Below are 13,815 nucleotides of genomic sequence, written 5' to 3' on the forward strand. Positions count from 1 at the left end.
CGGCGGCGAGCGCTGTCCAGAAGGCGCGGTACTCCTGGCTCTCCCGGAACGCCGGATCGACGAACAGGCTGTGATGCTTGCCCTGGATCTCGGCGAGCTCGTAGCCGACCGTGTCGAGGAAGTTCCTGTTGGCGGTCAGGATCGTGCCGTCGGTCTTGAGTTCGATGATCGCCTGGGAGCGATCCAATGCGTCAATCTTGGAATAGAGATCGGAATTTCTGAAAATCGTCATCGCTCCAATTGGACGCGTAAGGGTTAGTTGTGGTCGCCGCGCTCGACCAATCCAACTCGAGATGACGGTGTTTTCCTGTCAATTTCGTTAAAATTGCTTCCGACGGCGCAATATTTGCTGGAATATCTAGATCAAAAATACGGCGTCGGCGTTGATTTTAATATTCCAAATGCAAAGAAAGCAAAAATCATAACATAACAAACGACAAAGTAATGAATTCGATCCATACAGTATCTTTATGCTGGTAAAAACACAAATCTAAACAATTATTGTGCAAGCATAAATAACTTTTCTGCGTCGAACAAATTCTGGTATATCATAAATCTAACACATTGCGTTTATTCAAAAATGTGAATGCTTTTTCTTCGGTCTTGGGCCGTTGGGGTAACCGAGGCGATCACGTCCGAGGTCAGGTCTGGTTCCAGCGACAATCCGGGATTAGAACGCGCGACAGTCGACATTGGCCGTCCGCAGAAACGTATATCCGAGGTACTGTTTCCATGAACATTGACCGCCGGCGCCTTCTGACTGCTTCTGTGGGCCTGACCTGTCTCGTCGCCGCACCTCGTTCTGGTCGTGCTCAGGGCTACGGCCAGACCTTCAAGGTCGAAAACGATGAAGGGCGGCCCATCGCGAACACACGTCTTCCGGGCGAGATCGTTGGAGAGATCGGCGCCCTGAAGGGCGTGACTTATGTTGGCGCCCGCGAGGCGGAGATCACTCTCTACGAATTCTTCGACTACAATTGCCCTTATTGCCGAAAGGCAGCGATCGATATGGCCTCGCTCGTCGCGAGTGACGCTTCCTTGCGAATCGGACTCATCAACAATCCTATTCTTTCGCCGCAATCGGCCCAGGCGGCAAAGGTCGCCTTGGCGATGCAACGGAAAGTCGGTTCGGCCGCAGTTTGGTCTCTCTATCAGAAGCTGCTGGCGAGGCCGGGTAAGATCGACGGCCTCGGTGCGCTTCAGGTCGCCGCAACGCTGGGTGTCCCGGGTCCGGAGATCGAGATGATCGCCGACAGCGATGAGGTGCGCCAAGCCCTCAAGGCACAAATGCGGATGGCGGCGGACCTCGGCCTCGTCGCTACCCCCTCCTACGTTCTCGGCAATACCGGCCTCCTTGGCCATCCGGGAGCCAAGGCCCTAGCCCGAATGGTCGGAGCGATGCGCCGTTGCGATCAGGTCGCCTGCTGACCCGCCCGCCGGCTACCACCACGAGGCGCCTCACCTTCGCCATCGTTGTCGCGGATTGGGCATGGCTGCGTCGCCGTGCTCCCAGCAAGCTTGTGCATGGCCGTGTTCGTCTTGCGCCTCTCCTACACGCATGCTAGGCCCTCGCCGCGCCGGGAGGACGGGTTTTAGACCTGTATTCCGAGGCGTTTCCCACTCCTGACGGTTTCAGAGCCGATGCCATGATTGGCGTCACGGGCCGAAACCCCGGGCCGGATTAAAAAGAGAGAGTGGCGCGTGGCGCAGACCAGTTCCGAGGCGGGTTCCCCGGTTGCAGGCGTAGCAGGTCGCTATGCATCCGCACTGTTCGAGCTGGCCCGCGACGAGCGCCAGATCGATGCCGTGGCGGCGAGCCTCCAAAGTTTCGATGATCTGCTGAAGGAAAGCGCCGACTTGACGCGCCTCGTGCGCAGTCCGGTCTTCACCGGCGAGCAGCAGGAAGCTGCAATCGGTGTCATCCTCGATAGGGCCGGTCTCGCCGGTCTCGGCGCGAATTTCATCCGGCTCGTCGCCTCCAATCGCCGCCTCTTCGCGCTGCCCGATATGATCCGCGCTTTCCGCCGTTTAGTGGCGGAATCGAAGGGGATCGTGCGCGCCGAGGTGACGGTGGCCGAGCGTCCCTCGGAGGCTGTCCTCGAAGAGATCAAGATCTCCCTGCGCGACGTGGCGCGCTCCGAGATCGACCTTGATCTGCGGGTCGACCCGGCCCTCATCGGTGGTCTCATCGTCAAGATCGGCAGCCGGATGGTCGACGCATCCCTGCGGACCAAGCTCAACGGTATTCGACTCGCGATGCGGGAAGCCTGAGGTCGGCGCTTCGGCGCAGGCCCGCTCCCGTTTCTCCACAGCAACTTCGTTTTGATTTAAAGAGGCCAGACGATGGACATCCGCGCCGCCGAGATCTCCGCGATCCTGAAAGAGCAGATCAAGAATTTTGGCCAGGAAGCCGAGGTGACCGAGGTGGGCCAAGTGCTCTCCGTCGGTGACGGTATCGCCCGTGCCTACGGCCTCGACAGCGTCCAGGCTGGCGAGATGGTCGAATTCGAGTCGGGCGTGCGTGGCATGGCCCTCAATCTCGAGCAGGACAACGTCGGCATCGTGATCTTCGGGTCCGATCGCGACATCAAGGAAGGCCAGACCGTCAAGCGCACCGGCGCCATCGTGGACGTTCCGGTCGGCAAGGCACTCCTCGGCCGCGTCGTCGACGCGCTGGGCAACCCCATCGACGGCAAGGGCCCCATCGCCACCACCGAACGTCGCCGCGTCGACGTGAAGGCCCCGGGCATTATCCCGCGCAAGTCCGTGCACGAGCCGATGGCCACCGGCCTCAAGGCCATCGACGCCCTGATCCCCGTCGGCCGCGGCCAGCGCGAGCTCATCATCGGCGATCGCCAGACCGGGAAGACCGCCATCGCGCTGGACACCATCCTCAACCAGAAGCCGGCCCATGCGGGCACCGACGAGAACGCCAAGCTCTACTGCGTCTATGTCGCCATCGGTCAGAAGCGCTCCACCGTCGCTCAGTTCGTGAAGTCCCTCGAGGACAACGGTGCGCTTGAATACTCCATCGTTATCGCCGCCACCGCCTCCGACGCTGCGCCGATGCAGTTCATCGCTCCCTTCGCCGGCTGCGCCATGGGCGAGTATTTCCGCGACAACGGCATGCACGCCGTGATCGTGTACGACGATCTCTCCAAGCAGGCCGTAGCCTACCGTCAGATGTCGCTGCTGCTGCGCCGCCCGCCGGGCCGCGAAGCCTATCCCGGCGACGTGTTCTATCTCCACTCGCGCCTGCTCGAGCGCGCCGCGAAGATGGGCGACGCCGCCGGTAACGGCTCACTGACCGCGCTGCCGGTCATCGAGACCCAGGCCAACGACGTCTCGGCCTATATCCCCACCAACGTGATCTCGATCACAGACGGCCAGATCTTCCTCGAGACCGATCTGTTCTACCAGGGCATCCGCCCGGCGGTGAACGTCGGCCTCTCGGTCTCGCGCGTGGGCTCCTCGGCCCAGACGAAGGCGATGAAGAAGGTCGCCGGCAAGATCAAGGGCGAGCTCGCCCAGTACCGCGAGATGGCCGCCTTCGCCCAGTTCGGCTCGGACCTCGACGCCTCGACCCAAAAGCTCCTGAACCGTGGCTCGCGCCTCACCGAGCTCCTGAAGCAGCCGCAATTCTCGCCGCTGAAGATGGAAGAGCAGGTCGCGGTGATCTATGCCGGCGTCAACGGCTACCTCGACAGCCTGCCGGTCTCGAAGGTCCGTCCGTTCGAGGACGCCCTGCTCTCGACCCTGCGTACCAAGCACGCCGATCTTCTCTCCAAGATCCGCGACTCGAAGGACCTGTCCGACGACAGCGCGAAGACGCTGAAGGGTGTCGTCGAGAGCGTCGCCAAGTCGCTGGCCTAAAGCTTGGCGACTTCCCCCTCCCATAGCGGGGAGGGGGCTGGGGTGGAGGTGTGCCGGACCGGCCAAGACCTCTTCGACACCACCCCCACCTCCGACTCTTTCCCAGTTGAGGGGAAGAGAAATGGCGTCGAACCGCACCGAACGGATCTGGAAGTCACCCCATGGCGAGTTTGAAGGATCTGCGTAACCGCATCGCTTCGGTGAAGGGCACGCAGAAGATCACCAAGGCGATGCAGATGGTCGCCGCGGCCAAGCTGCGGCGGGCCCAGAACGCGGCCGAGAATGCACGCCCCTATGCGGAGAAGATGTCCCAGGTTCTCGGCAACCTCGCCGCGAACCTCATCGGTGGCGTCCAGGGACCGAAGCTTCTCTCCGGCACGGGCTCGGACAAGGTCCACCTCCTCGTGGTCTGCACGGCGGACCGCGGCCTCTGCGGCGGCTTCAACTCGTCGATCGTGCGTCTGGCCCGAGAGCACATCCGTGGGCTGAAGGCCGAAGGCAAGACCGTCAAGATCATCACGGTCGGCAAGAAGGGCTACGACCTGATGCGTCGCCAGTTCCGCGACGAGATCATCGAGAACCGGGATATACGTGGCAACAAGCCGGTGGATTACGACTTCGCCGCCGAGATCGCCAACAGCGTCATCGCCCGCTTCGAAGCCGGTGAGTTCGACGTGGCGACGCTGTTCTACTCGCGCTTCCGTTCGGTCATCGCCCAAGTGCCGACCGCCCAGAAGCTCATTCCGGCCGAACTCCCTGCGGCTGGCGATACCGCTCCCGACGCAGCCCTGGAGTTCGAGCCGAGCGAGGAGGCGATCCTCGACACGCTCCTGCCGCGCAACCTCACCGTCCAGGTGTTCCGTGCGCTCCTCGAGAACGCCGCCTCCGAGCAGGGCGCACGCACGGGTGCCATGGACTCCGCCACGCGCAACGCCGGCGAGATGATCAAGAAGCAGACGCAGATCTACAACCGTACGCGTCAGGCCATGATCACCAAGGAACTCATCGAAATCATCTCGGGTGCCGAAGCGCTCTAAGCGCTCCCCGTCGCCCTGACCGCAACATTTTCGAAGGACCCGTAATATGGCGAACACCGCTCTCCCCGGCGCCGGCTCCAACAAGGTCGGCAAGATCACCCAGGTCATCGGCCCCGTGGTCGACGTTCATTTCGACGGCCACCTGCCCGAGATCCTGAACGCTCTCGAAACCAAGAACAACGGCAACCGCCTCGTCCTCGAAGTGGCCATGCAGCTCGGTGAGAGCACCGTGCGCTGCGTTGCCATGGATACGTCTGAAGGCCTCGTGCGCGGCCAGGAAGTCACCGATACCGGCGAGGCCATCAAGGTGCCGGTCGGTTTCAACACCCTCGGGCGCATCATGAACGTCATCGGCGAGCCGATCGACGAGGCCGGCCCGATCGTCTCCGAGACCCTGCGCGCCATCCACCAGCCCGCGCCGTCCTACGCCGAGCAGTCCACCGAGTCGCAGATCCTCGTTACTGGCATCAAGGTGGTCGATCTCCTCGCGCCCTACGCCAAGGGCGGCAAGATCGGCCTGTTCGGCGGCGCCGGCGTCGGCAAGACCGTGCTGATCATGGAGCTCATCAACAACATCGCCAAGGTGCATTCCGGCTACTCGGTGTTCGCTGGCGTCGGTGAGCGCACCCGCGAGGGCAACGATCTCTACCACGAGATGATCGAGTCCAAGGTCAACATGGACCCCAAGGAGAACAACGGCTCGGCCGAGGGCTCCAAATGCGCCCTCGTCTACGGCCAGATGAACGAGTCCCCCGGCGCCCGCTCGCGCGTGGCGCTCACCGGCCTGACCATCGCGGAAGATTTCCGTGACCAGGGCCAGGACGTGCTCTTCTTCGTGGACAACATTTTCCGCTTCACCCAGGCCGGCTCGGAAGTGTCGGCTCTCCTCGGCCGCATTCCGTCCGCCGTGGGCTACCAGCCGACGCTGGCCACGGACATGGGCGCCCTGCAGGAGCGCATCACCACCACCACCAAGGGCTCGATCACCTCGGTCCAGGCCATCTACGTGCCGGCCGACGATCTGACCGATCCGGCGCCCGCCGCGTCGTTCGCCCACTTGGACGCCACCACCGTGCTCTCGCGCTCCATTGCCGAGAAGGGCATCTACCCGGCCGTGGATCCGCTGGACTCGACCTCGCGCATGCTCAACCCCGCCGTCCTCGGCGAGGAGCATTACGACGTCGCCCGCCGCGTCCAGCAGACCCTGCAGCGCTACAAGGCCCTGCAGGACATCATCGCGATCCTGGGAATGGATGAGCTCTCGGAAGAGGACAAGCTCACCGTCGCCCGCGCCCGCAAGATCGAGCGCTTCTTCTCGCAGCCCTTCTCGGTGGCCGAGATCTTCACCGGCTCGCCGGGCATCCAGGTCCCCCTGGCCGACACGATCAAGGGCTTCAAGGGTCTCGTCAACGGCGATTACGATGACCTGCCGGAAGCGGCGTTCTACATGGTCGGAACCATTGAGGACGCTAAGGAGAAGGCGAAGAAGATTGCGGCGGCGGCCTAAGTCGTTGAACGTCAAGATCTTTATTCTGATCGTCGGCCTCATGGCCGGCGGTCTCATCGGCTATCTAACTCGGCCGCAGGCCTCTGAGATCAAGCTCGGACCCCTAAGCGTCGAAATGCAGGACACGTCGGCGGCGGCCCTGAGTGGCGGTGATCTGACCAGTGGTCAGATGCAGCATGTCGCCATCTTCGCTGTCCTAGGCGCCATTGTCGGCCTCGGCATTGGCTTCGTGGTCGACCGGCAGAAAGCCTAGGCTTTTCATTCCTTGGCGCATGGACCATGAGGTCAGTGCGCCGATCTACGCGATATCCTTCCGAACCGGGATCTCCCACGTCATGGCTACCTTCCAGTTCGATTTTGTCGGCCCCGAGCGGACGGTCTATTCCGGTCAGATCGAAGCCGTACAACTCCCCGGTGTCGAGGGAGAGATGACTGTGCTTCCGGGACACGCTCCTGTGCTGACTGTTCTGAAGGTTGGCGTCATCGTCATCAATGAGGCCGGTCATACCGGAAAGCGCGTGCTGGTGCGCGGTGGCTTCGCCGATATAGGGCCGACAATGGTCACCGTGATCGCCGAGCGTGCAAATTCCTTCGAGGAGATCACACCGGACTCCCTCGACAAAGATATCGCGGCGCTTGAGATGCAGCGCGACGCAACCGAGGATTTTGCCAAGAAGGATGAGATCAGCGGCCAGATTGTCCAGCTCCAGGACGCCAAGGTCGCCCTCAACTTTTGACCATAGCGCGGTCACGCCTTTGGACCGATGGCGGCTAAAATGTACTGGAGGAGGAAGGCTTTTTCTTTCTCTCCGGAAGCGCAGCCCCGTTGGAGCCAGAGGGAATGGGCTGCCGCGAGGCCGGCACCAATCGATCGTCCCGGAGGAATGTCCATCGCGACGAGATCGCGGCCGCTTACGGGTAAGACGGGTATTGGATCGGTTCCGTCGAGAAAGTGATCAAGGACTGTGAGGGCCTCGCGACTGATCCTTCTCTTGCGAAGATCGTCCATTACGTCGATGGCCAACGCGACGCCATGAAGATTTCGCGTGGCCGCGAGCCGGCGCATGTCGACGGTTGCGACTTCCGCGAGATGCTCCAGGTCTTGTCGGGCGTCCGCATACGTTTCGAGAACGTAAGTCTCCTCGTTCGACAGGCGCAGTGTGCGCCTCAATCTTTCGATATCGGCGCGCGAATCCACGGCTAAAGCAGCGAGACGTTCGATAGGCGCCGTCGGCGACGCCAATCCGTCCGCCCGACAGGCGCGATCTAATCGATCGAGGTAGCCGCCCGTCTGAATGATGCGATCGAGAAGTCCGGCGTCCCTCATGGCGGCGATGACCGCGACGGCTCGCGGTGCCTCAAGTAGCTTCAACGCTTCCGATCTCACCCGCTCGCGCGATAGCCCGTCGAGGGTTGCGGCAGCGGAAATGGCGGAGCGAACGCCGTCCTTGTCCGGTTCCCCAATGCCGTAGCGTGCATGAAAGCGGAAGAAGCGCAGAATGCGCAGGGCGTCTTCGCGGATGCGGGTCGCTGCGTCGCCGATGAAGCGGACGCGGCCCGCGCTGAGATCCGCCATGCCCCCGACGGTGTCGTGCACCTTTCCGTCCTCGTCGAGGGAGAGAGCGTTGATCGTGAAATCGCGCCGCTCGGCATCACGCGCAAAACTCCGGCCAAACCTCACGACCGCATGCCGGCCATCGGTCTCGATATCTTCGCGCAGCGTGGTGACTTCGAACGTCCTCCTCCCTAGCAGGATCGTCACCGTTCCGTGATCGATGCCGGTGGGGATGGCCTTCAATGAGGTCGTTGCCGCTCGCCGCATCACCTCGTTCGGTAGGAGGGTGGTGGCAAGATCGATATCGGAATTGTCGCTTCCGAGAAGTGCATCCCGGACTGAGCCGCCGACGATACGAGTTTCCTCGGTTTTCGAGTTCAGCATCGAAAGGATTCGCGAGACCGCTGGGTCTGTCAGAAGTGCCCTGGGTCCCTCGGAGCTCAGTTGTCGGACCGTCATTGAAAATGTCCAGGGACGACTTGGCCGTTTTCCAGGCGCGGCGGAACATAACCGCCGCGATGCGTCTCACCGGCCAAGCCTGCAATGACGAGGGACAGAATCACCAGCACGAGCCCTCCCAGGGTGAGGCGAAATACGAACCCTTCCCAATGTGCGCTGTGACGTGGGTTGCGGCCTCTGATCGCGAGATAGATGCCGAACAGCACAAACGGCAGAAGGAAGATCAGGACTTCTTCGAGGAGACGGCGGATCATGGGGCTTTTGGGTGGCGGCGGAAGAGCGTCATGTCACGGAAACAGGCGTTCGTGGAGATTGTTCAAGATTCCGGCCGTCACGGCCCATATCATGCGTTCACCGAACGGAATCACGTAATGGCGGCGCGGTCGGTCTTGCCAGAGACCGACGCTGGGCCGCCGGCAACGAGATCCATGAGGCGGGCCAGCGGCACCTCGAAGACCTCCGCCATCTCGGTCGGATCGGGATCGAGCCGCGCATCGGCGTCACAGAGCCCGACCACCGGCACGACCAAGAATCCGTTAGCCGAGAGATAGGCATCGAGATATCCGAGGATCTGGGTATCGGCGGTTCGAAGTCCGATTTCCTCTCTGGTCTCGCGCAGGCGGCCTTGGCCGGCCCTCTATCGGCATGTTCTATCTTGCCGTCGGGAAAGGCGATTTGTCCGGAATGATCGTGAAGGTGCGAGGCTCTCACGGTTAATAGTACTGAAAGTTCCGAGTCACTGGCGAAGAGTGGGACCAGCACCGCTGCCGCTCGATGCGGCTTGCCGGAACGGACCTCGAATCCCGTCGAGATCGACGTCGTGGTCGCCACGCGAGTTAGAGATCGAATCGTCTGGAGCGGGCGTGGCCAGCGAGAGACCCCGCTCGGCCCTTTCCAGAAGGTCCGACAGTGTATCGACGATCATGCGTCGCAGTTCATGCGCCGATGCTGTGCGCCACCGGGTGGAAACGGCCGGCCGCCGGGATTCCGAACCAGGCGCGACCCTCCACCAAGCGCTCCTCGCCGAGAGCCAGGAGGTCGTAGGTCACCGCCCGGGTGAGAAGCGCCCAAAGACCGCGCCTCACATGTATGTAGGGGCGCAGGCCGCCATCATCGCTTTCCTCGAAGCGAAGCGCATGCTCGGCATCCATCGTCACGAGATCGTCGACGTTGGTCCGGAAGGCGATGCGCCGGTCATCGCCGTCGCCATCCACCGCCATATCCACGGCGACGAATGGCGCATCGTCCACGACGATCCCGACGCTTTCCACCGGTGTCACCAGCACCATGCGGCCATCGGGCTCCCGCCTAAGGATGGAGGAGAACAGCTTGACCATCGCGGAGCGTCGGATCGGTGTGCCATCGTGGAACCAAGTTCCGTCCGCAGCGATCCGCACATCGATCTCACCGCAATAGGGCGGATTCCAGCGCTCCACAGGCGGGATGCCCCGCCTGGGCAGTCCATCGAGGGTTAGGCTCAACCGGGCGATGGCCGGGTCCGATTCGGGCGGTACGGGCTGTTTCATCATTGCAGGAGATAACGCGTTCTCGACGTTTTGAAACAGCTCCGATGCTTGGGAATCGATGCCGCTGCCCGCGTCGGCGCACGTCTTTGCTGCATGGCATTCTGCATCCATTCGAATTCAATGGACCATGAATACGAATGATTTCAATCAAGGCCTTAGCAAATTGTGCGGCGCAGCAATATTCGTCAACAAAAAAGCTCGGCAGAATTTGCGCTCGCCGCGGAAGTTTGGCACTCAGAGTATGCATCCCTGGAAGGGAATGCCGAAAACACATCGAGCGCTTCGTCCCGTGGCCAGTCAGCCAAGCTCGACAATCACGATAACAACGCAAGGACGGTAGAATGACCGCATTGTTGCTTATTATCCTAGGCGGGCTTTGCGCCGTCGCCTACGGAATCGTGACGATCAACGACGTGATGAAGCGCGATGCCGGCACCCAGCGGATGCAGGAAATCGCCGGTGCGATAGCTGAGGGCGCACAAGCCTATCTACGCCGGCAATACGCCACCATCGCTGTCGTCGGCGTGGTCCTCTTCGTGGCGTTGGCCTACTTCCTCGGACTCAAGGTCGCCATCGGTTTCCTCATCGGGGCCGTGCTCTCGGGGGCTGCCGGCTTCATCGGCATGAACGTGTCGGTGCGAGCCAATGTCCGCACGGCACAGGCAGCCTCGACGTCCTTGGGGGCGGGGCTCGATGTGGCCTTCAAGTCTGGCGCCGTCACCGGCATGTTCGTGGCCGGTCTCGCCCTTCTCGGAGTCGCGCTCTATTACACGTTCCTGACACGCGTTTCGGGTCTCGCTCCCGCCAGCCGCGAGGTCATCGATTCCCTGGTTGCCCTTGGTTTTGGCGCTTCGCTGATCTCGATCTTCGCCCGTCTCGGCGGCGGCATCTTCACCAAGGGGGCAGATGTCGGCGGCGATCTCGTCGGCAAGGTCGAGGCCGGTATCCCGGAGGACGATCCGCGCAACCCAGCCACCATCGCGGACAACGTGGGCGACAATGTCGGCGATTGCGCCGGCATGGCTGCCGACCTGTTCGAGACTTACGCCGTGACTGTGGTGGCCACCATGGTGTTGGCGGCTATTTTCTTTGCCGGCCAGACCGATATCGGTGGACGCAATGTCCTCGAAGCCATGCTGCTCTACCCGCTGGCTATCGGCTCGGCCTGCATCCTCACCTCCATCGCCGGTACCTATGCGGTGCGGTTAGGGGCCAACCAGTCGATCATGGGGGCACTCTACAAAGGGCTGATCACGGCTGGCGCACTTTCCATTGTCGCCATCGCGCTCGTCAACTTCGCCTTGTTCGGCGGTTTCGGCACCGAGTTCAAAACCAATGCCGGCGTGACCTTCACGTCGGGCGGTCTCTTCGGCTGCGCAGTGATCGGCCTCGTCATCACTGCGCTGATCGTGGTCATCACGGAGTATTATACCGGCACCAATTTCCGTCCGGTGAAGTCAATTGCGGACGCTTCCGTTACCGGCCACGGCACTAACGTGATCCAAGGCCTCGCGATCTCACTGGAGTCGACGGCGCTGCCCGCGCTCGTCATCGTGGCTGGCATCATCGCCACCCATTCGCTGGCGGGGCTGTTCGGCATCGCGATCGCCGTGACGGCCATGCTGGCTCTCGCGGGCTTCATCGTTGCCCTCGATGCTTTCGGACCAGTGACCGACAACGCTGGCGGCATTGCGGAAATGGCCGGCTTGCCGCCTGAGGTGCGCAAGTCCACCGATGCGCTTGATGCCGTAGGCAACACCACCAAGGCTGTCACTAAAGGCTATGCCATCGGCTCGGCTGGTCTGGGAGCTTTGGTGCTGTTCGCCGCCTATACCAGCGACCTGAACTATTTCATCGCAAATGCCAGTCCAACCCAGTACCGCTTCTTCCAGGGCGTGGCCGTCGATTTCTCGCTATCGAACCCCTACGTCGTCGTCGGCCTCCTCCTGGGTGGCCTCATTCCGTTCCTGTTCGGCGGTATGGCGATGACGGCCGTCGGCAGGGCAGCCGGTGCGGTGGTCGAGGAGGTTAGGCGCCAGTTCCGTGAGAAGCCCGGCATCATGGCGGGCACGGACCGGCCGGATTATGGGCGGGCCGTCGATATGCTGACTCGTGCGGCGATCAAGGAAATGATCCTGCCGTCGCTTCTGCCAGTGCTCTCGCCCATCGTGCTTTTCTTCGTGATCCAGACGATCGCCGGCAAGAACCAAGCCTTCGCCACGGTAGGCGCGTCCCTGCTCGGCGTGATCCTGACCGGTCTCTACGTTGCGATCTCGATGACGTCCGGCGGCGGCGCCTGGGACAATGCCAAGAAGTACATCGAGGATGGTCACCACGGCGGCAAGGGTTCCGATGCGCATAAGGCGGCGGTGACAGGCGATACCGTCGGCGACCCCTACAAGGACACGGCCGGGCCCGCCGTGAACCCGGCGATCAAAATCACGAACATCATCGCCTTGCTGCTTCTGGCGGTGCTGGCTCATCTCTGAGCCATTGTGTGCGTCGCCGCACAGTGGCGCCGCATCACTGAGCCATCCCCCCTGACGCTCTCTCGTGTGCGACTTAACTACGGGCATCGAAAACGGGGCCAAACAGGCCGTAATTTCCTTGTCCGTATCATCTCGAGAGAACTTAATGCCTTCACTCACCGATCCGATTCGCATCGGCGCGATCGACGCGAAGAACCGCATCTTCATGGCGCCGCTCACGCGCGGCCGGGCCACCCGGGAACATGTGCCGACCCCAATCATGGTCGAGTACTACGGACAGCGTTCCGGGGCTGGCGTGATCCTCACCGAGGCCACGGGCATCAGCCAAGAAGGTCTCGGTTGGCCCTACGCACCCGGGATCTGGTCGGATGAGCAGGTCGATGCCTGGAAACCGATCGTCGAGGCCGTTCACGATGCCGGTGGCAGAATTGTCTGCCAACTCTGGCATATGGGGCGCGTCGTTCATCCGAGCCTCAATGGCGGCAAGGCACCGATCTCCTCCTCCGCCACCACCGCACCGGATCAGGCTCACACCTACGAAGGCAAGCAGCCCTATGCCGAGGCTCGCGCGTTGCCGATCGAGGAAGTTCCCCGCCTTCTGGCAGACTACGATCGGGCAGCGCGCAACGCGATCGCTGCTGGCTTCGACGGTGTGCAGATTCACGCGGCGAACGGCTATCTCATCGACCAGTTTCTGCGCGACAACACCAACCATCGGGATGACTCCTACGGCGGGTCGGTGGAGAACCGCATTCGCCTGCTCACGGAAGTGACGCAGACCGTGGCCGATGCCATCGGCGAGGATCGCACCGGCGTGCGGCTGTCGCCGAACGGCGAGATCCAGGGAGTGGATGATTCGGATCCAGATACTCTGTTTGGTGCCGCCGCCGCCGCACTCCGCAAGATCGGCATCGCCTTTCTAGAACTGCGCGAGCCAGGTCCTGACGGTACCTTCGGTAAGCCGAACCATCCTCCAGTGGCGCCGGTGATCAAGCAGGCTTTCGGGGGGGCGCTTATCCTGAATTCGGATTACGATCCCGCAGCGGCCGAAGCCGCCCTCGCCGCGGGCAAAGCCGACGCCATCGCCTTCGGCCGGCCCTTCATCGCCAATCCGGATCTCGTTGAGCGGATCGCGACTCATGCGCCGCTCAACAAGGACGTGCAGGCAACTTGGTACAGCCAGGGCCCTGAGGGCTACATCGATTATCCAGTCCTGTCCGCGTCGAAAGCAGCCTGATTGGCGAAGGTCTCCGGTGGAAGAAGCCGGAGACCGCTCAGTGTCTGTCCGGCGACATATTGAGTGATGTGAGGGGTTTGTGATTCAAGGCTGCCTGTGTGGAGGCTGCCGATGTGGACGACTGAGAACCGG

At 62.1% G+C, this 13,815-nt stretch carries 14 protein-coding genes; 9 read left to right on the forward strand and 5 right to left on the reverse strand.

Annotation, left to right across the window (positions count from 1 at the left end; all coding sequences use genetic code 11):
* Nucleotides 1–232: PAS domain S-box protein (locus ACFQ4G_RS21245; RefSeq protein ID WP_379041040.1), on the reverse strand; the 232-nt coding region annotated here is incomplete at its 3' end.
* A gap of 500 nt (nt 233–732) precedes the next feature.
* Here ACFQ4G_RS21245 and ACFQ4G_RS21250 point away from each other — a divergent pair.
* The 7 genes from ACFQ4G_RS21250 to atpC all read left to right on the forward strand — a co-directional run bounded on the left by ACFQ4G_RS21250 (nt 733) and on the right by atpC (nt 7,154).
* Nucleotides 733–1,428 carry a DsbA family protein gene (locus ACFQ4G_RS21250; RefSeq protein ID WP_238202591.1) on the forward strand — a complete coding sequence of 232 codons (696 nt, stop codon included), beginning with the start codon at nt 733–735 and terminating at the stop codon, nt 1,426–1,428.
* A gap of 273 nt (nt 1,429–1,701) precedes the next feature.
* Entirely contained in the window at nt 1,702–2,271 is a 570-nt protein-coding gene (locus ACFQ4G_RS21255) for a F0F1 ATP synthase subunit delta (RefSeq protein WP_238202589.1), read from the forward strand.
* A gap of 72 nt (nt 2,272–2,343) precedes the next feature.
* Nucleotides 2,344–3,873 (forward strand): F0F1 ATP synthase subunit alpha, encoded by a 1,530-nt coding sequence (gene atpA, locus ACFQ4G_RS21260; protein WP_238202587.1) that lies wholly within the window; start codon nt 2,344–2,346, stop codon nt 3,871–3,873.
* A gap of 161 nt (nt 3,874–4,034) precedes the next feature.
* Nucleotides 4,035–4,910 (forward strand): F0F1 ATP synthase subunit gamma, encoded by an 876-nt coding sequence (locus ACFQ4G_RS21265; RefSeq protein WP_238202585.1) that lies wholly within the window; start codon nt 4,035–4,037, stop codon nt 4,908–4,910.
* Between the two features lie 46 nt (nt 4,911–4,956).
* Nucleotides 4,957–6,417, forward strand: coding sequence for a F0F1 ATP synthase subunit beta (gene atpD / locus ACFQ4G_RS21270; protein WP_027172269.1), 1,461 nt, complete (start codon nt 4,957–4,959; stop codon nt 6,415–6,417).
* 4 nt (nt 6,418–6,421) lie between these two features.
* Nucleotides 6,422–6,670 (forward strand): hypothetical protein, encoded by a 249-nt coding sequence (locus ACFQ4G_RS21275; protein WP_238202583.1) that lies wholly within the window; start codon nt 6,422–6,424, stop codon nt 6,668–6,670.
* A gap of 82 nt (nt 6,671–6,752) precedes the next feature.
* Entirely contained in the window at nt 6,753–7,154 is a 402-nt protein-coding gene (atpC, locus tag ACFQ4G_RS21280; RefSeq protein ID WP_238202581.1) for an ATP synthase F1 subunit epsilon, read from the forward strand.
* 11 nt (nt 7,155–7,165) lie between these two features.
* On the opposite strand, the gene ACFQ4G_RS21285 is transcribed toward atpC, so the two are convergent.
* From ACFQ4G_RS21285 to ACFQ4G_RS21300, 4 genes are all read right to left on the reverse strand, one after another.
* On the reverse strand, nt 7,166–8,356 hold the full coding sequence (locus ACFQ4G_RS21285; RefSeq protein WP_238202579.1) for a CCA tRNA nucleotidyltransferase: 1,191 nt from the start codon (nt 8,354–8,356) through the stop codon (nt 7,166–7,168).
* A 71-nt stretch (nt 8,357–8,427) separates the two neighbouring features.
* Complete coding sequence (locus ACFQ4G_RS21290) at nt 8,428–8,685, reverse strand: DUF6111 family protein (protein ID WP_238202577.1); 258 nt, start codon at nt 8,683–8,685, stop codon at nt 8,428–8,430.
* Between the two features lie 110 nt (nt 8,686–8,795).
* Entirely contained in the window at nt 8,796–8,954 is a 159-nt protein-coding gene (locus ACFQ4G_RS21295) for a hypothetical protein (RefSeq protein ID WP_379041045.1), read from the reverse strand.
* 412 nt (nt 8,955–9,366) lie between these two features.
* On the reverse strand, nt 9,367–9,957 hold the full coding sequence (locus ACFQ4G_RS21300) for a DUF1285 domain-containing protein (protein WP_379041048.1): 591 nt from the start codon (nt 9,955–9,957) through the stop codon (nt 9,367–9,369).
* Nucleotides 9,958–10,298: 341 nt separating this feature from the next.
* Between ACFQ4G_RS21300 and ACFQ4G_RS21305 the strand changes: the two genes are divergently transcribed.
* Together ACFQ4G_RS21305 and ACFQ4G_RS21310 are read left to right on the forward strand one after the other, a co-directional pair.
* Nucleotides 10,299–12,446: a sodium-translocating pyrophosphatase gene (locus ACFQ4G_RS21305; protein ID WP_238202571.1), complete on the forward strand. Its 2,148-nt coding sequence runs from the start codon at nt 10,299–10,301 to the stop codon at nt 12,444–12,446.
* A gap of 145 nt (nt 12,447–12,591) precedes the next feature.
* The gene (locus tag ACFQ4G_RS21310) at nt 12,592–13,683 is read left to right on the forward strand and encodes an alkene reductase (RefSeq protein ID WP_238202569.1); all 1,092 of its coding nucleotides are present in this window, start codon (nt 12,592–12,594) and stop codon (nt 13,681–13,683) included.
* Nucleotides 13,684–13,815 lie beyond the last annotated feature (132 nt).

This window comes from Methylobacterium marchantiae (genome assembly GCF_042679825.1).
GTDB lineage: Bacteria > Pseudomonadota > Alphaproteobacteria > Rhizobiales > Beijerinckiaceae > Methylobacterium > Methylobacterium marchantiae.